16 protein-coding genes are annotated in these 17,129 nt (G+C 46.8%); all 16 read left to right on the top strand.

Translation table 11 applies throughout. The features are described from left to right. Positions 1-6: 6 nt before the first annotated feature. The 16 genes from flaG (at position 7) to fliM (ending at position 17,120) form a co-directional block, all read left to right on the top strand. Positions 7-450, top strand: a complete 444-nt coding sequence (gene flaG / locus OCU60_RS12740; RefSeq protein ID WP_074371596.1) for a flagellar protein FlaG — start codon at positions 7-9, stop codon at positions 448-450. Between the two features lie 20 nt (positions 451-470). Beyond that, positions 471-2,471 carry a flagellar filament capping protein FliD gene (gene fliD, locus OCU60_RS12735; RefSeq protein WP_074371595.1) on the top strand — a complete coding sequence of 667 codons (2,001 nt, stop codon included), beginning with the start codon at positions 471-473 and terminating at the stop codon, positions 2,469-2,471. Continuing rightward, a complete protein-coding gene (locus tag OCU60_RS12730) occupies positions 2,464-2,769 on the top strand; it encodes a flagellar protein FliT (RefSeq protein WP_074371594.1) in 306 nt (101 codons plus the stop codon). Before fliD ends, OCU60_RS12730 begins: the two co-directional genes overlap by 8 nt. A 12-nt stretch (positions 2,770-2,781) precedes the next feature. Beyond that, a complete protein-coding gene (fliS, locus tag OCU60_RS12725) occupies positions 2,782-3,192 on the top strand; it encodes a flagellar export chaperone FliS (protein ID WP_072956554.1) in 411 nt (136 codons plus the stop codon). 240 nt (positions 3,193-3,432) lie between these two features. After that, positions 3,433-4,902: a sigma-54 dependent transcriptional regulator gene (locus OCU60_RS12720; RefSeq protein ID WP_074371593.1), complete on the top strand. Its 1,470-nt coding sequence runs from the start codon at positions 3,433-3,435 to the stop codon at positions 4,900-4,902. A gap of 134 nt (positions 4,903-5,036) precedes the next feature. Then, a complete protein-coding gene (locus tag OCU60_RS12715) occupies positions 5,037-6,089 on the top strand; it encodes a sensor histidine kinase (protein ID WP_074371592.1) in 1,053 nt (350 codons plus the stop codon). Positions 6,090-6,091: 2 nt separating this feature from the next. Beyond that, complete coding sequence (locus OCU60_RS12710) at positions 6,092-7,519, top strand: sigma-54-dependent transcriptional regulator (RefSeq protein WP_074371591.1); 1,428 nt, start codon at positions 6,092-6,094, stop codon at positions 7,517-7,519. Between the two features lie 88 nt (positions 7,520-7,607). Then, positions 7,608-7,919, top strand: coding sequence for a flagellar hook-basal body complex protein FliE (gene fliE / locus OCU60_RS12705; RefSeq protein ID WP_074371590.1), 312 nt, complete (start codon positions 7,608-7,610; stop codon positions 7,917-7,919). A 45-nt stretch (positions 7,920-7,964) separates the two neighbouring features. Further along, complete coding sequence (gene fliF / locus OCU60_RS12700) at positions 7,965-9,704, top strand: flagellar basal-body MS-ring/collar protein FliF (RefSeq protein WP_074371589.1); 1,740 nt, start codon at positions 7,965-7,967, stop codon at positions 9,702-9,704. Beyond that, complete coding sequence (gene fliG / locus OCU60_RS12695; RefSeq protein WP_074371588.1) at positions 9,697-10,743, top strand: flagellar motor switch protein FliG; 1,047 nt, start codon at positions 9,697-9,699, stop codon at positions 10,741-10,743. Before fliF ends, fliG begins: the two co-directional genes overlap by 8 nt. Positions 10,744-10,765: 22 nt before the next feature. Next, a complete protein-coding gene (gene fliH / locus OCU60_RS12690; protein ID WP_074371587.1) occupies positions 10,766-11,566 on the top strand; it encodes a flagellar assembly protein FliH in 801 nt (266 codons plus the stop codon). Beyond that, positions 11,560-12,888, top strand: a complete 1,329-nt coding sequence (gene fliI, locus OCU60_RS12685; RefSeq protein WP_074371586.1) for a flagellar protein export ATPase FliI — start codon at positions 11,560-11,562, stop codon at positions 12,886-12,888. Before fliH ends, fliI begins: the two co-directional genes overlap by 7 nt. Position 12,889: 1 nt before the next feature. After that, on the top strand, positions 12,890-13,330 hold the full coding sequence (fliJ, locus tag OCU60_RS12680; protein WP_074371585.1) for a flagellar export protein FliJ: 441 nt from the start codon (positions 12,890-12,892) through the stop codon (positions 13,328-13,330). 164 nt (positions 13,331-13,494) lie between these two features. Then, a complete protein-coding gene (locus OCU60_RS12675) occupies positions 13,495-15,519 on the top strand; it encodes a flagellar hook-length control protein FliK (RefSeq protein ID WP_074371584.1) in 2,025 nt (674 codons plus the stop codon). A 37-nt stretch (positions 15,520-15,556) separates the two neighbouring features. Then, positions 15,557-16,063, top strand: a complete 507-nt coding sequence (gene fliL, locus OCU60_RS12670) for a flagellar basal body-associated protein FliL (protein ID WP_074371583.1) — start codon at positions 15,557-15,559, stop codon at positions 16,061-16,063. A 7-nt stretch (positions 16,064-16,070) separates the two neighbouring features. Then, positions 16,071-17,120 (top strand): flagellar motor switch protein FliM, encoded by a 1,050-nt coding sequence (fliM, locus tag OCU60_RS12665; protein WP_074371582.1) that lies wholly within the window; start codon positions 16,071-16,073, stop codon positions 17,118-17,120. Positions 17,121-17,129: the final 9 nt, after the last annotated feature.

Raw genomic sequence — 17,129 nt, 5'->3', positions numbered from 1 at the left:
ATTGTTATGGAAGTTTCATCCTACACATCGAACATCCAGCCTTACGGCTCACAAAATGGCACTAAAATTGCTTCAGAGAATGACAGTAATAGTGCAAGAAGTGTTTCTGTGAATAAAGACGCAGAACGAATGGACAAGCTTGCCGAAGAGATGAAAGTGCGGCAAGCGGATTCCGCTCAGACAGTAGAAAAAGTGTCAAAAGAGCGGAAGCGAATTAACGAAGAACAGCGAGCCCAAGTGATGAAGCAGATGCATGAATTTGTTTCTTCACTCAATAAAGGATTGTCGTTTCGAGTTGATGAAGAGTCCGGACGGGATGTGGTGACGATTTACGAAGCTGATACCGGTGATGTAATTCGTCAGATTCCGGAAGAAGAGATACTTGTTGTCTTGCGACGCTTGGCCAGAGATCAGGATCATCGATCTGGTCTTTTGATGACCAAAGTGTAACGTTATTTTGAGGTGATTGGATGAGTCTGGGCCCGTTAGGGATGAATTCTGGCATGGATATTAATTCCATGGTTCGTAAGATTGTCGATTCGGAGCGTGTTCCCAAGCAGCAACGGATCGATAATCAGCGGACGCAAAATAATGCCAGTATTAGTGCCTACGGCCGACTCGGAGAGTCGTTGGATACAATGAAAACGCTCATGGCAAATTTTCGCCAAGAAAAAGCGTTTGCATTGCGAAAAGTTGATACGACCAATGAAAATGTCGTCTCAGCGACAGCGACAACTGATGCCATCGCAGGAAGATACGCTATCGATGTGTTGCAGCTTGCCCAAAGTCATAAAGTTGCATCTAACGTTTTTACGGAAGATGAGAAATTTGGGCCGGGTAAGCTGCATATTTCACTCGACAACCGTCGTTTTACCGTTGATATTCAATCAAATTCACGTCTGAAAGATGTCGTGAACGGCATTAATGCTGCGGAAGGGAACCCAGGGGTTCGCGCCTCTGTGATTAATGATATCGACGGTCCTCGTCTCATTATTGCTTCAAACCAATCCGGCCAAGATAATAAAATCCAGATAGGCGCTGATGCGCCCAATGGTAGTAGCTTAAAAAAACTGGAATATAAAACGCTGGAGCAACGGGTTAAGGATTTAGAACAAGCACGTTCTCAAGCGCAACAACTGATTACGCCGCTCACACCAGAACAGCAAAAAATCGCAGGGAAAGTTGCCGAAAAATTAGAAACGGCAGCCCGAGCCGTTGATCAGTCTGTCGCGGATGAGATCCGCCAAGCTGCTGAAAAAGCCCAACCCGACGCATCTGCAACGAGCGAATTATCGGACACTGCTGCCAATGCAGCCGCAGAGGCTGCGAAAAAAGCGCAAGATTATGTCCGTCCTGAAGATCGCATTCCCGGGTGGTCGGAAACAGCATCCGGGACGTTGTTAGACTCTTATCAAGAGCCGCAACCGGAACTGGATCAAAGTACGATCGATAAGTCTTCCAATGTGCCCGGATGGTCAAATGCCGCATCAGGAACATTATATGATTCGTACGTAACGCCTAAAGAAGCGCAAGATAAGCTGCAGAAAAAGTTAGCACAGGAAGAAGCAGATATCGAAGCTGCCGTTCGCTCTGGTCAAATGACACCAGAGGAAGCGAAAGCACAGGAACGCGCGCGATTATCGCCGGAAGAGCGGGCTTACATCGAAAAAGTGGAAAAAGTGCAATCTGAACTGCAAGCCGCTCAGCAAGCATTTGATGCCTATCAAGGGATGTCAGAAGTTCAGTCTGCTCAGGATGCCAAAGTTATGTTGGATGGGGTTGCGACTCTGTCAAGCAAGAACAACATTATTGAAAATGCGATTGATGGTGTTGATTTAAAAGTCAAAGGAAAAACGAAAGCCAATCAGCCACCTGCGGAAATTGATATTGAGTATGACCGGGATACGGTCAAAGATGATATTCACAAATTCGTCAGTGCATACAATCAGTTTTACCAGCTGTCGAAAGAGCTATCAAATGTGGATCCAAAGACAGGCCAAGCCGGGCCACTTGCGGGTGACAGTGTTGTCCGTAATGCGGACTCCCGGATGAAACGGGTTTTTTCTTCTCAGATCAAGCAAGCGCCTGAAAATTTAAAAACACTCACGGAGTTTGGTATTACAACGACCCGGCAAGGCACATTGGAAATCAACGAAGATATGCTAACCCGGCAACTGAACAACAATTTTAATAAACTTGGTGAGTTTTTTGGTGGCCGGGATGGTTTTGCCAAAAGAGTTGAAGACGCGATTCAAGGGATGACCGGTGTGACTGGGTCTCTGCGTACTCGAGAAAAGAGTATGGTTGAACAGAACCGTCGTTTGGACGATAACCAAGAGGCACTGGATCGCCGGATGAACACATTAGAACAACGAACTCATGATAAGTTTCTGGCGATGCAGGATGCAACAAGTAAAATGCAAAGCCAGCTGTCAGGGATGATGAATGCATTAGGTTCGTCAAATGGATAATCATCTGAGTCAATTAAGTGATCTTGATCACGAAATTAGTGAACATCTTCAGGAAGAAGAAATAAATACTGAAGTAATTCACCGATTAGTCGATAAAAGGGATCAGATATTGCAGGTATTGGTTCAGGAAGCGTCAGAAAATCAACAGTTCTCACGTTCAGAGCCGTGGCAGTGTGCAATCGAACGCACCCAACGACTGGTTGAAGAGATGCAACTGAAAACATCAGGTATCGGTCATTCACTGAAAAAGTACCGGTATGGGAATAAATCTGTTCAGCAGTACAAGAAGTTTTTATGAAAGAGGAAGACTATGCGTGGTTCTTTACAGGCTTACAAAAAAGTATCAGTGGACAGCCAGCTCAGTGCTGCCTCACCACATAAAGTCGTACAGATGCTGATGGCCGGCGCGATTGAGCGACTGATACAGGGCAAAGCGGCGATGATGCAAGGCAATATTCCTGTCAAAGGTGAGCGTTTAGGTAAGGCCTTGGACATCATCATCAGTCTACGGAGTTGTTTATCAATGGAAGATGGTGGGGATATTGCCAGAAACCTAGATCAGCTTTACGAATTTGTGATTACCCAAATTACACAGGCAAATCATCTCAATGAACCAGAGCTGCTTGATGATGTAATTGATATCATTCGAGAAATAAAATCGGCTTGGGATCAGATACCTTCAGAGTATCACCATCTCACTTCTTCTGAAGTGGGTGCATAGGTTTTATTGGAAGAATCTCACTCAATCGATGATTGAGTGGCGTCTTCGTATTGCCATATTTTTTGAATTCAATAGAATAGAAGCCACTATCACTATAGATTAGTGGCTTTTTTGTTGCTGGTCGTCTGAGTTTTTGTCTATGTTTATCTAGAGATAGATTGAGTAAACGATATCTCACCAGGTCAACGTAGAAATTCAACGGCAACAATAACCTAATGGATGAAGGCAATATACTTACCTATGCAAGGTTTAGCGAAACTGCTCGTGATTGAGGATAATCCTGCAATTCGTCAGCAAATCAGTATTATTTTGGATTTTGTCGGTGAACCTTGCGAGGTAATCGAATCGTCTCAATTTGAACAGATTGATTGGTCTGACGTATGGGCTGGCTGTCTGCTTGGTTCGTTGCAAAGTGGACATCTGTCTGCGATGGCGCAGACACGTTTACAGGATCTCTCTCATATCCCACTGTTGATGATGGATCAACAGCCTTACTCTTTGGAAGCATTCTCTAATTATGTTGGCGAACTTGATTTGCCTCTCAATTATCCTCAGTTAGCTGAAGCGCTGAGGCATTGTAAGGATTTTCTGGGACGTAAAGGCATTTCTGTATTTACCTCTGGGCGTAAAACAACGCTGTTCAGAAGTTTAGTCGGACAGAGTTCCGGCATTCAAGATGTCCGTCATTTGATTGAGCAAGTTTCAGGAACGGATGCTAATGTGCTGATTCTCGGTGAATCCGGAACTGGGAAAGAAGTTGTTGCACGCAATGTCCATTATCATTCACCGCGACGTAACGGTCCTTTTGTGCCGATTAACTGTGGTGCGATCCCTGCCGATTTATTGGAAAGTGAACTTTTTGGGCATGAAAAAGGTGCATTTACCGGGGCACTCACGGCACGTAAAGGTCGGTTTGAATTGGCAGAAGGCGGAACCTTATTTCTGGATGAAATTGGTGATATGCCAATGGCAATGCAGGTGAAGTTGCTGCGTGTGTTGCAAGAACGCTGTTTTGAACGGGTTGGCGGTAATGCCACGATTAAAGTTAACGTTCGTGTCATTGCAGCAACGCATCGCAATCTGGAATCGATGATCAATAAGGAATTATTCCGCGAAGATCTCTATTATCGATTGAATGTTTTTCCGATTGAAATGCCTGCGTTGAAAGAGCGTAAAGACGACATTCCTTTGTTAATTCAAGAACTGCTGACGCGCATGGAATCCGAAGGGGCTTCACCTATCTGTTTTACGCCGCGAGCGATTCAGTCGCTGATGGAACATCATTGGCCGGGAAATGTTCGGGAATTAGCGAATTTGGTTGAACGGATGATCATTCTTTTTCCAAATAGCTTGATTGATGTCAATCACTTACCAACCAAATATCGCTACAGCGATATTCCGGAATTCCAACCGGAGGTGAGTCGTTACAGTAGTATTGAAGAGCAGGAACGGGATGTACTGGCAGACATTTTTTCTGAAGATTTTCAACTGAGTGATGTAGAGCAGGATTTGATAAACCATGTGAATGCGCCTCAATCCTTGCCCCCTGAAGGTGTTAATCTCAAGGAATTGTTGGCAGAGCTGGAAGTGAATCTGATTAATCAAGCCTTGGATGCTCAAGATGGTGTGGTTGCCCGTGCTGCAGACATGCTAGGGATGCGCAGAACGACGCTGGTTGAAAAGATGAAAAAATATGAGATGAACCGTTAAACGTCAGAAAAGAGTCAATATATTGTCATCATATTTCTTCTGTTGATGTAATAGATTGAATTTTATATAAAAAATAGTCTGGAACGCTTTTTGCTTTTCAGACTATTGTTGTTTTTACAGAACAGAAAACGGATATGCAAGAATCTCAGTCACAACAGCTTTCTCATCTCGATTCGATAGAAGATCAGGTTGAACGATACAAACAGGTACTGGATGTCATGCCTGCCGGCGTTATTTTGTTGGATACGCAGGGCATTGTCCGTGAGGCAAATCCTGAAGCGGTTCGGCTGCTGGAAATTCCATTAGTCGGTGAACGCTGGTACGCTGTGATTCAGTCTGCTTTTGCACCGAAAGAAGATGATGGACACGAAATTTCGCTACGCAATGGCAGAAAAGTGCGGCTCGCGATCTCAGCATCGTCAACTGGTCAACTGATCCTCATTACCGATTTAACCGAAACCCGTTTGCTTCAGGCGCGAGTGAGTGATTTACAACGGCTCTCTTCACTGGGCCGAATGGTGGCGTCATTGGCACATCAGGTTCGCACCCCTTTATCGAGTGCGATGCTGTATGCGTCTAACCTTGCTGCGCCTCAGTTATCGGCTGCAACACGTGAACGTTTTCAAACGAAATTGATGGATCGGTTGCATGATTTGGATAAACAAGTCAATGACATGCTGCTGTTTGCCAAGGGAGGCGATAATAAAGTCGTCAAATCCTTTACACTTGATGCGTTAGTTCAGGAATTTTATCCAATGGTCGAAACGGCGATACAAAGTCATCAGATCGACTACGGGCAAGAAATCGAACATCCGGATACGGCTTTGCTGGGAAATCCCAATGCAATCGCTTCAGCGTTGAGTAATTTGGTGATGAATGCGATTCAGAATAGCGGGAAAGGTGCTCAGATTGATGTGTTCTTCCGACCTGTCCAAAATATGTTGAAGATTTCTGTACAGGATAACGGGCCGGGAATTGCTGCTGAGATGCAAAATAAAATTATGGAGCCTTTTTTTACCACGCGTTCGCAGGGAACGGGGTTAGGGCTTGCGGTTGTTCAGATGGTTTGTCGTGCACACGATGGGCATCTAGACTTGATTTCTGAAGAAGGGGACGGTGCATGTTTCACGATGTGTCTTCCTCTGGAGCGGACGGTTTCTCATAAGAATTCAGAGGCAGGAGAGTAATCATGGCTCAGAGCAAAGTATTAATTGTTGAAGATGATGAAGGTTTGCGCGAGGCATTGGTGGATACCTTAGCTCTGGCCGGTTATGAATGGGTCGAAGCTGATTGTGCTGAAGAAGCACTGGTAAAGCTAAAATCAGAGGGCGTTGATATCGTGGTCTCTGATGTGCAAATGGCTGGTATGGGTGGTCTGGCATTATTGAGAAATATCAAACAGCATTGGCCGAATCTCCCGGTATTACTGATGACTGCATATGCCAATATTGAAGATGCCGTTGCAGCGATGAAAGAAGGTGCCATTGATTATATGGCGAAACCATTTGCACCTGAAGTGTTGCTGAATATGGTCAGCCGTTATGCCCCGGTCAAATCAGATGACAATGGCGATGCGGTTGTCGCTGATGAGAAAAGTGTGAAATTACTCGCTTTAGCGGAGAAAGTTGCTAAAACTGACGCAAATGTCATGATTCTCGGGCCGAGTGGCTCCGGAAAGGAGGTGATGTCTCGCTACATTCACAATGCCTCATTGCGAAAAGATGGTCCTTTTATCGCGATCAATTGTGCTGCGATTCCGGACAATATGCTGGAAGCGACCCTGTTTGGTTATGAGAAAGGGGCCTTCACCGGCGCAATCCAAGCTTGTCCCGGAAAATTTGAACAAGCACAAGGTGGGACCATTCTCCTCGATGAAATCAGTGAAATGGACTTGAACCTTCAGGCCAAGCTATTACGGGTGCTACAGGAAAGAGAAGTAGAGCGTCTGGGAAGCCGTAAAAGTATTCAATTGGATGTCAGAGTGCTTGCGACCAGTAACCGCGATTTAAAAAGCTATGTTCAGGAAGGTGAATTTCGCGAAGATTTATACTATCGCCTGAATGTTTTCCCCATTTCATGGCCAGCGCTGCGAGAGCGTCAGGATGACATCAAACCTTTGGCGCAGCATTTGGTTGAACGTCACTGTAAAAAGCTTGGTATCGCAATGCCCCGGATCGCAACATCAGCCGTTGAAAAACTACTGTCTTATCCGTGGCCCGGTAACGTGCGTGAACTGGATAATGTCATTCAGAGAGCTTTGATTTTGAGTGAGAATGGCAATATCGACGAAGATCATATCCTCTTGGAAGGCGTCGATTGGAAGGATGCCGGCAGTTTACAAAGATTGGTTGAAAATGATCAGCCGCGCTCGACATCACAACCAGTTGAAGCACCGACTGTCAAAACTGTGGCTCACAGTGAGATGAGCACCCATCAGTCAAGTATTTCTGATTTGGGAGGTGAGCTTCGCGATCAGGAATATTCCATTATTCTGGAAACTCTGGTTGCTTGTAAAGGACGGCGGAAAGAGATGGCTGAGCGTCTGGGGATTAGTCCGAGAACCTTGCGCTATAAGCTGGCGAAGATGAGAGATGCAGGGATTGATATTCCGGGGTAAATATTATTTATCAAATGGCACACTAATTGCTGGATAAGAGATAAGCAACGGTTATACGAGTCAAAGATTTGGCTATCGGGGGGAACTTATGAGACTAGATGGATTACAGACTGAAATGCAGTCAATGATACAGGAAGCCAGCGGTAAACCAACGACACCAACCGGACAGTCAGTGAGTGCTGACTTTGGTGAGCTGCTTAATACAGCGATTAACAACGTGAATGGATTACAACAGGCATCCAGTAATCTGCAAACGAGCTTTGATCGGGGTGATGACGGTGTGTCTTTGTCCGATGTCATGATCGCAAGAAATAAAGCAAGTGTTGCATTTGATGCAACCGTACAAGTTCGAAATAAGCTCATTGATGCTTATAAAGAACTGATGAACATGCCGGTTTAACTGTGACGTTTCGGTATCAATTTTGAAGTATTGTAGGTAAGCAACGTGGCCGAAGATAACCAATCGACAGACCTGACTTTAAGCGACGGTGGGGCGCTTTCCGCAGATACGGATTTGCCCGTCGATCATCAAGATCCTGATTTGGATGAGAAAAGTTCATCACGTTTCGATTTTGCCGTCGGTGATTTGGACCTGATTCGTCAGGTTGTTCTCGTCCTTTCTATCTCTATTTGTGTCGCTTTGATCATGATGCTGTTTTTCTGGGTGAAAGAGCCGGAAATGCGTCCACTGGGAGCCTATGATACCGAGGAGTTAATCCCGATTCTGGACTATCTCGATCAGAGCAAGAAAGACTACAAACTCGATGGCAATACGATTTTGGTTCCGGTCACTGAATACAGCGGACTCAAATTGGATTTAGCCCGGGCTGGTCTGAATCAGGAGAAACAGGCCGGCGATGATATTCTGCTTCAGGATATGGGGTTCGGCGTCTCACAGCGTCTTGAAATCGAGAGGTTAAAACTGAGCCGCGAGCGCCAGTTAGCCAAAGCAATTGAAGCCATGAATCAGGTGCGAAAAGCACGTGTATTGCTGGCGATGCCTAAATCGAGTGTGTTTGTCCGTCAAAATCAAGAAGCTTCAGCATCGGTTTTTTTGACGCTGAGAACCGGTGCAAATCTGAAACAGGAAGAAATCGATTCGATTGTTGATATGGTTGCCAGTGCCGTACCTGGCATGAAAACCACCCGCATTACTGTCACCGATCAACATGGACGTCTGCTTAACTCTGGGTCGGCCGACCCCTTATCAACCGCACGTCGGAAAGAGCAAGAATTAGAGCGTAAGCAAGAGCAGGCACTCAAAGATAAAATTGATTCAGTGCTGATCCCGATTCTCGGGTTGGGGCAATATACTGCGCAGGTGGATGTTGAAATGGACTTCAGTGCCATTGAACAAACTAGTCGTCAATTTGACCCGAAAAAGCCATCAACCCGTAGTGAATACACGCTTGAAGATTATAACAACGCAAATGTTGTCGCGGGTGTTCCCGGCGCGTTGAGTAATCAACCCCCGGCAGATTCTTCTATCCCGGAAGATGTTGCACAAATGAAAGATGGATCGACCGTCGGTCAAGGGTCGGTCCATAAAGAAGCAACGCGCAATTACGAATTGAACACGACAGTGAGTCATGAGCGGAAGCAAACCGGTGTGATTAATCGTCAGACGGTTTCCGTTGCCATTAAAGACCGTGAGGTTGTGAATCCGGATACGGGTGAGGTCACCTATAAACCTTTGTCTGACAGTCAGCTGAATGCTGTGCGTCAGGTACTGATCGGTGCGATTGGCTATAGTAAACAAAGAGGCGATTTATTAAATGTCTTAAGTATGCAATTTGCCAAGCCTGAAATGGAACCGCTCACCGATGTACCGATATGGGAAAACCCGAACTTTGGCGAATGGATCCGCTGGCTGGCAAGTGCATTGGTTATCATTGTCGTGATTCTGGTATTGGTTCGTCCGGCAATGAAAAAACTTATCAACCCAGCAAGTAACGATGACGACCAGCTTTATGGCCCCGATGGCGTACCGATTGGTGCCGATGGTGAAACCAGCCTGATTGGTGAAGACATTGAAGCGGGTGATTTGTTCGAGTTCGGTTCGACGATTGACTTACCGAATTTACATAAAGATGAAGACGTACTGAAAGCGGTACGGGCCTTGGTTGCCAATGAGCCGGAACTCGCTGCTCAGGTTGTGAAAAATTGGATGGTGAACGATGGCTGATGAGAAAGAAAATGGCGGTGATCTGGTCCCTCAAGACGTTGATATCGGATCAATTAGTGGCGATGAAAAAGCTGCAATCCTCTTGTTGAGTCTGAATGAGGACGATGCTGCCGGTATTATTCGTCACCTAGAACCGAAACAGGTCCAGCGAGTTGGTAGTGCGATGGCTCGTTCTAATGAGCTCAGTCAGGGTAAGGTGAGTGCTGTCCACCGGGCATTTCTGGAAGATATTCAGAAGTACACCAATATCGGAATGGGCAGCGAAGACTTTATGCGTAATGCCTTGGTTGCGGCTTTAGGCGAAGATAAAGCTAATAACCTAGTGGATCAAATCCTGCTGGGAACCGGTTCAAAAGGTTTGGACTCTTTGAAATGGATGGACCCACGTCAGGTCGCCAGCATTATAGTCAATGAGCATCCTCAGATTCAGACAATTGTTTTGTCTTATCTCGATCCAGACCAATCGGCTGAAATTTTGGCACAATTTGCTGAACGGGATCGACTGGACTTGATGCTGCGGATTGCTAATCTGGAGGAAGTACAGCCATCGGCATTGGCAGAATTGAATGAAATTATGGAGAAACAGTTTGCCGGCCAAGCGGGCGCACAAGCTGCGAAAATTGGTGGTCTGAAAGCCGCTGCCGATATTATGAACTATCTCGATAATAACGTTGAAGGCGTCCTGATGGAGCAAATGCGTGATCAGGATGAAGATCTGGCTACGCAGATTCAGGATCTGATGTTTGTCTTTGAAAACCTCGCTGAAGTTGATGATCAGGGAATCCAGAAACTGTTGCGGGATGTGCCACAGGATATCTTGCAGAAAGCACTGAAAGGTGCGGATGACACCCTGAAAGAGAAAATCTTCAAAAATATGTCTAAACGTGCAGCCGAAATGCTCAGAGACGATCTTGAAGCGATGCCGCCAATTAAAGTCTCGGATGTGGAAGCTGCACAGAAAGAAATTTTGGCGATTGCCCGCAGAATGGCTGACAACGGTGAAATCATGTTGTCAGGTGGTGCTGATGAATTCCTCTGATCGATTGGTTTAAGGAGTCACGATGTCAGACAGAAAACGCGGATTCTTACGTCCGGGAATGGATACTGATGTTGAGCGTGCCAAAGTGTGGGGGCTACCTGATTACACTGCGGATATACATGGTCAAGCAAAAGACACGGCACTGAAATACGATCCGGGATGGATACCGGAAGCGGAACGTTTGGTAGAAGAGGAACCGCTGGAATTGACGGACGATGAAATCGAACTGATTCGTCAAGGTGCTTATCAAGAAGGACTGCATCAGGGCCAGGAAGCCGGTTTCAGACAAGGTTACGATAAAGGTAAAGAAGAAGGTTATCAGGCAGGGCATCAGGAAGGCCAAGAAACCGGACAAAGTGAAGGCCTGACGGCTGGTCAGGAAATCATCGATGCACATGTCGCCAGTTTTGTTCATTTAGCGAATCAATTCGCCCAGCCCCTCGCACTGATGAATGCACAGGTCGAACGTCAACTGGTCGATATGGTGCTTGCTTTGGTCAGAGAAGTGGTTCGGGTTGAAGTGCAGATGAACCCTCAGGTGATTCTGGATACGGTGAAATCTTCAGTTGAGTCACTGCCGGTTACCGGCCATGACATTACACTGAAACTTAATTCGGAAGATGTTGAGATCATTCGTCAGTCCTACGGAGAAGAAGACCTTGATTTCCGGCACTGGACTTTAGTGAGTGAGCCATCTCTCAATCGCGGTGATGTTGAAATTGAGGCCGGGGAATCGAGTGTCAGCTACCGGATTGAAGAGCGAATCCGAACCACACTGAAAAGTTTCTGTGAAGCAAACCGACATGGTGGTGATGCGTGTTAGCGTTAGAAGAGCGTTTCGCACAATACAAAACTCAGGGATTGTCCTCCCGACCGATTGCCTCTGGTCGTCTCGTTCGGGTGGTCGGACTGACTCTGGAAGCCACCGGGTGTAAAGCACCGATCGGCAGTTTATGTAAAGTCGAAACGATGAGTGGTGAGATTGAAGCGGAAGTCGTCGGTTTCTCTGGCGCTCATCTTTATCTGATGCCGAGTGAGCAAGTCTCGGGTATTTTGCCCGGGGCGAAAGTAACACCGATTCACGGCGATACCGGTGTCCCCGTCGGTATGGAATTGTTGGGAAGAGTGATTGATGGTGTCGGGATGCCGCTGGATGGCAAAGGCCCGATTTATGCTGAACATAAAGCTTCTTTTCAATCTGCCGCGATCAATCCCCTTGCGCGTAAACCAATCTCTGAGCCGCTGGACGTCGGTCTGAAGTCAGTGAATGGATTATTGACGGTCGGTAAGGGGCAGCGTATCGGGCTTTTTGCCGGTTCTGGTGTGGGTAAGTCCGTGACATTGGGAATGATGACCCGCGGAACGACGGCTCAAGTCGTGGTGGTTGGTCTCATTGGTGAACGTGGGCGAGAAGTTAAAGAATTTATTGATGAAATTTTAGGTATCGATGGCCGTCAACGGGCCGTTGTGGTTGCCGCACCGGCCGATTCATCGCCGCTAATGCGCCTCAAAGGGTGTCAGACCGCGCTGACGATTGCTGAGTATTTTCGTGATCAAGGGTTAGATGTCTTATTATTGATGGATTCGTTGACCCGTTTTGCTCAGGCACAGCGGGAAATTGCGCTTTCAGTCGGTGAACCACCGGCGACGAAAGGATATCCGCCCTCGGTCTTTGCCAAACTGCCAGCGTTGGTTGAGCGAGCTGGGAACGGTAGTGACGATCAGGGGTCGATCACCGCGTTTTTTACCGTGTTGACGGAAGGGGATGATCTTCAGGACCCGATTGCCGATGCGTCACGGGCCATTCTTGATGGCCATATTGTTCTGTCCCGGGAACTGGCGGATGCCGGTCATTATCCAGCGGTTGATGTTGAAAAGTCGGTGAGTCGGGTGATGCCTCAAATCACGACCGATGAACATCAACTGATGTCAAAAGCAGTGCGGCAAATTCTGTCTGTTTGTCGTAAAAATCAGGATCTGGTGTCGATTGGCGCTTATAAACCAGGCTCTGATCCGGCAATTGATCAGGCATTTACTCTCAAACCGAAGATTGATATGTACCTGCAACAAGGCATGAAAGACACCGTGCCGTATGACATGTGTGTCAGTATGTTGAAGAATGTTTTGCAGATAGGTTCTGAATGATATGGAAAATGCACTGGAATTCTTGCTGGAACAGGTGAAAGAGAATGAAGAGAAAGCCGTGCTCGCATTAAATAGCGCCCGTCAGGAACTTGAAGGTTATTACCGTCAGGTGAGTCAGATTGAACAGTATCGTCTGGATTATTGCCACCAAATGATTGATCGGGGAAAAGCCGGCTTGACGGCAAGTCAGTATGGACATCTGAATCGCTTCTTAACTCAGTTAGACGAGACGCTTGCGAAACAAAGAGGCGCAGAGCAGCATTTTATCGATCAAGTTGAAAACTGTCAGGAACATTGGCTTGAGGTCCGCAAAACACGCCGTTCTTATGAGTGGTTGCGAGACAAGAAACGGGCCGAAAAACAACAGGCTGAAATTAAACGAGAGCAGAAGCAACTCGATGAATTTACAACGATTCAGTATGCCCGCAAAGCTCGATTTTAAGTGAATTCTTACCCTATCGGACATCACAATACTGCTAACCGAATGAATATTCTGACAGATATGGCTTACTTTTTGCTTATTTAATATCAAGTTGTTTGCATCAAGGTCATTTGTCTGTGATAGCAAATACCATCAATTAGGTTTGGTTTGCGAGAGTACTGGATATGAATATCAACCTCACGCCCACGTCGGGGACACAGAAAGCTCAGTCTCACCATAAAGCGGTTAGTGATGATGCCGTTGTTGGTGATGTCGCTGAATCGTCGCAAGAGTCCGGTGGCTTTTTTGCCAAACTGGCCGCTTTATTTAAGGGAGAGGATTCAGCTTCTGGAAAGTCTTCAGTAGAGAGCGGTGAGACGAAAGGTTCCGAAGGGGGATCGGATGTTGCTGGTGATATGTCAGCGGATGCTCTATTGTCCGATCAAGGCCTATCCGATCAAGACCTATCTGATCAAGAAGTCTCTGGAAAAGAGCTGTCTAAAGCTGAGGTGGATTTATCTGAGACGCAATCTCAGAAGCATTTGTCTGAGAATATTGATGATGTGGATGACGCGCAAATCGCGGCCGTGAAAACATCTGGCGGACAACATCAGCACGATGGTGATACCGCTGCGCTGAATGCCCCTCGTCCCGAGTCAAACTCGCCATCCCATGCGACAACGTCACCGTCTCCCTTGAAACCTTCTGAGCAAAGTGCTTCATCAGCACAGAAAGACGCTGCATTGCGGACCATGGGAGAGGGGGAAGCGGTACTCAGCCGGCTTAAAGGCGCTGAACAACAGCTTGTGTCGCAAAACGGCAACAAATTGCCAGCCTCGGATGTCACTGAACCTGTCAAACACATAGCAAATACAGTGCAGTCGGTCAATGTGACAGACGCCGATGCTCTTCAGAATGCGGTCGTCTCTTCAGAATTACCGTTGTCTCAAGTTGAATCGGGCAGCGCTTCTTCTCAAACCCAAGGTAAAGGATCGGATGCGCATCAACTGACAGGGGAGAAATCCTTGACCGCTGATTTGTCTCAGCTCACAGAGGCATCCGCCCAACTTAATGACAGTGGACCATCGGTTGTTTCATCCGCTGCTGTTTCATCCGAGGTACCGACCAAAGATACGGTACATCGAGACGTCACCATTTCACCGGATCAGATAGCTGCCGAGACAAATATCCGCAGCGTGCCAAATCAGAATATTATTAATCAGAATATTATTAATCAGGATGATATGCAGAATATGGCGCTAACCGATGGCGTTGAACACACTCAGGCCGCTGCATTATCTGGTACTGAAGGCAATATGGAAAAAGCTGCGCTATCACAAAAGCTACTGCAATCTTTGCATCAAGAATTACCGCCAAGAGCGGATCCGCGACATCATACGCATATGGCTCAACAACAGTTTGCGGCTCAGCAACTGTCTCAGACAACACCTGTTCCGGTGAATCCGTTGACCCAGGCGATTCAGAGTGATGGTTCCACCAATTCGCTTATCAACCTTCCCGGTGATTCCGCTGCTTCTCAGGCGGCATTACAGACTTTATCTGCGAGTGCAGTCGGACGTGAGCAATGGATTCGTCAGCGTCTGGCTGGATTTGGAGATGGTAAAGCTCGCCCTGAGGGAATGATTGACGATGGTACGGGAAAAGAAGGACACATTGCCCATCAACTGTCATCGCTGGCGGGTCAACAGACCTCGGGCGTACAGAGTCATATCAGAGCCGATGCCGCCCAGACTCCGACGTCAATTTATTTGGCAAAAGATGCAATGGCTGCCGATCAGCTTTCGGAGCGGGTTCAGATGATGATGTCCAAAAATTTGAAAAATATTGATATCCGTCTTGATCCGCCAGAACTTGGACGAATGCATATTCGGATGAATATGTCTGGTGATGCCGCAACGGTGCATTTTACCGTGGCAACCCCGCAAGCCAGAGAAGCTCTTGAACACTCCATGCCTCGTTTGAGAGACATGTTGTCACAGCAAGGCGTACAGTTGGGTGAAACGTCTGTACAGCACCAAGGCAGTGGTCATCAACAGCAAGGTTATGCTGCTTCCGGGCAAGGTCAGTCCTCCGGACGGGGCGCTTTACCGGGGCAGGATTCAGTTTTTCATGATGATAATCCAGACACAGGTGTTAAACTTGATGTGGATGTTAGTTCACAGCGTGATGGGATTAGTTATTACGCATAAGGTTAAAAATTAGTACGTTGCACATGCAGAGATAATTATGGCAGATGAAAATGGTGTCGCAGACGATGCATCCGGCGGCAAAAAGAAACTTTTGATTATCATTATCGCCCTTGTGGTATTGCTGATGGTTGGTGGCGGTGCTGCATTTTTTATGATGGGGTCGGATGATGAGTCACCAAGTGCAGCACCTGAGCAGAGTGTTGAGCAGGCGGATAACAATAATGAACCGGTAGCTTATGTCAGTTTGCCTCAACCGTTCGTGTTTAATGTGGCGGGCGATAAGCGAGATCGGATGGTGCAAATCAAAGTTCAGCTGATGGTTCGAGGTAGTGATAATGAAAATCAGGCCCGTTACCACTCCCCATTAATTGAAAGTTCTCTGCTCTCGACGTTTGCTTCTGCGACGGTGGAACAGCTACGGTCACCCAATGGTCGGATTGAGTTACGTGACCGGGCGACGAAAGATATTCAGACTGCGCTGACTAAAGCGGTCGGTGAGCCAGTGATTGAACGTGTTCTGTTTACTGATTTTGTAATGCAATAGGTGATGTGTGACTGATCTATTAAGCCAGGACGAGATTGATGCGCTATTACATGGCGTCGATAGTGTCGATGATGATGAAGAAGAAGAGTTTGAATCGGATTCGCATGAGGCGGCCAGTTTTGATTTTTCTTCACAGGATCGCATTGTCCGGGGACGGATGCCGACGCTTGAGTTGATTAACGAACGATTTGCGCGTCATTTACGTATCAGCTTGTTTAATATGCTGAGAAAAACAGCCGAAGTGTCGATTAACGGCGTACAAATGATGAAGTTTGGGGAGTACCAAAATACATTGTATGTCCCGACCAGTCTGAATATGGTACGTTTCCGTCCATTGAAAGGAACCGCGTTGATTACTATGGAAGCGCGCTTGGTCTTCATTTTGGTGGAAAATTTCTTTGGTGGTGATGGCCGTTTTCACGCCAGAATCGAGGGACGTGAGTTTACACCGACAGAGCGTCGGGTCATTCAGTTATTGCTGAAAATTGTGTTTGGAGATTATAAAGAGGCTTGGTCTCCGGTGATGGGGGTTGAGTTTGAATACCTTGACTCCGAAGTGAACCCAAGCATGGCGAATATTGTCAGTCCGACGGAAGTGATTGTCGTGAGTTCGTTTCATATTGAGGTCGATGGCGGCGGTGGTGATTTTCATATGGTCATGCCATACTCGATGCTTGAACCGATCCGGGAACTTTTAGATGCAGGGGTTCAATCGGATAAAATGGAAACGGACGTTCGCTGGAGCTCGGCGCTGCGTGAAGAAATCATGGATGTGCCGGTTAATTTCCGCGTGAATTTGCTGGAAAAAGTCTTGGCATTAAGAGATTTGATGGAGTTGCAGGCGGGCGATGTTATTCCGATCGACATGCCTGAACATGCAGTTATGTTTGTGGAAGAGCTGCCGACTTTCCGCGTGAAAATGGGACGTTCGGAAGATAATCTGGCCATTCAGATCTCACAGAAAATCAAACGTCCTGATGTTGTGAAGACAGATTTGGCTTTTTTGAGTGAGGATATTATTTCCGATCTTGAAAGAGAAGATGAAGTAAAAGACTAAAGTAGGTAG

The organism is Vibrio spartinae (assembly GCF_024347135.1).
Taxonomy (GTDB): Bacteria; Pseudomonadota; Gammaproteobacteria; order Enterobacterales; family Vibrionaceae; genus Vibrio; species Vibrio spartinae.
Note: the sequence above shows the minus strand (reverse complement) of the source record. Positions and strands in the feature narration are given on the sequence as shown.

Bases quoted from the DNA above. Each gene is read 5' to 3' on its own strand.
- fliJ (WP_074371585.1), top strand. From the start codon at position 12,890: ATGGAAAATGCACTGGAATTCTTGCTGGAACAGGTGAAAGAGAATGAA.
- OCU60_RS12730 (WP_074371594.1), top strand. From the start codon at position 2,464: ATGGATAATCATCTGAGTCAATTAAGTGATCTTGATCACGAAATTAGT.
- OCU60_RS12720 (WP_074371593.1), top strand. From the start codon at position 3,433: ATGCAAGGTTTAGCGAAACTGCTCGTGATTGAGGATAATCCTGCAATT.
- fliG (WP_074371588.1), top strand. From the start codon at position 9,697: ATGGCTGATGAGAAAGAAAATGGCGGTGATCTGGTCCCTCAAGACGTT.
- fliH (WP_074371587.1), top strand. From the start codon at position 10,766: ATGTCAGACAGAAAACGCGGATTCTTACGTCCGGGAATGGATACTGAT.
- fliL (WP_074371583.1), top strand. From the start codon at position 15,557: ATGGCAGATGAAAATGGTGTCGCAGACGATGCATCCGGCGGCAAAAAG.
- OCU60_RS12675 (WP_074371584.1), top strand. From the start codon at position 13,495: ATGAATATCAACCTCACGCCCACGTCGGGGACACAGAAAGCTCAGTCT.
- fliD (WP_074371595.1), top strand. From the start codon at position 471: ATGAGTCTGGGCCCGTTAGGGATGAATTCTGGCATGGATATTAATTCC.
- flaG (WP_074371596.1), top strand. From the start codon at position 7: ATGGAAGTTTCATCCTACACATCGAACATCCAGCCTTACGGCTCACAA.
- fliE (WP_074371590.1), top strand. From the start codon at position 7,608: ATGAGACTAGATGGATTACAGACTGAAATGCAGTCAATGATACAGGAA.
- OCU60_RS12715 (WP_074371592.1), top strand. From the start codon at position 5,037: ATGCAAGAATCTCAGTCACAACAGCTTTCTCATCTCGATTCGATAGAA.
- OCU60_RS12710 (WP_074371591.1), top strand. From the start codon at position 6,092: ATGGCTCAGAGCAAAGTATTAATTGTTGAAGATGATGAAGGTTTGCGC.
- fliS (WP_072956554.1), top strand. From the start codon at position 2,782: ATGCGTGGTTCTTTACAGGCTTACAAAAAAGTATCAGTGGACAGCCAG.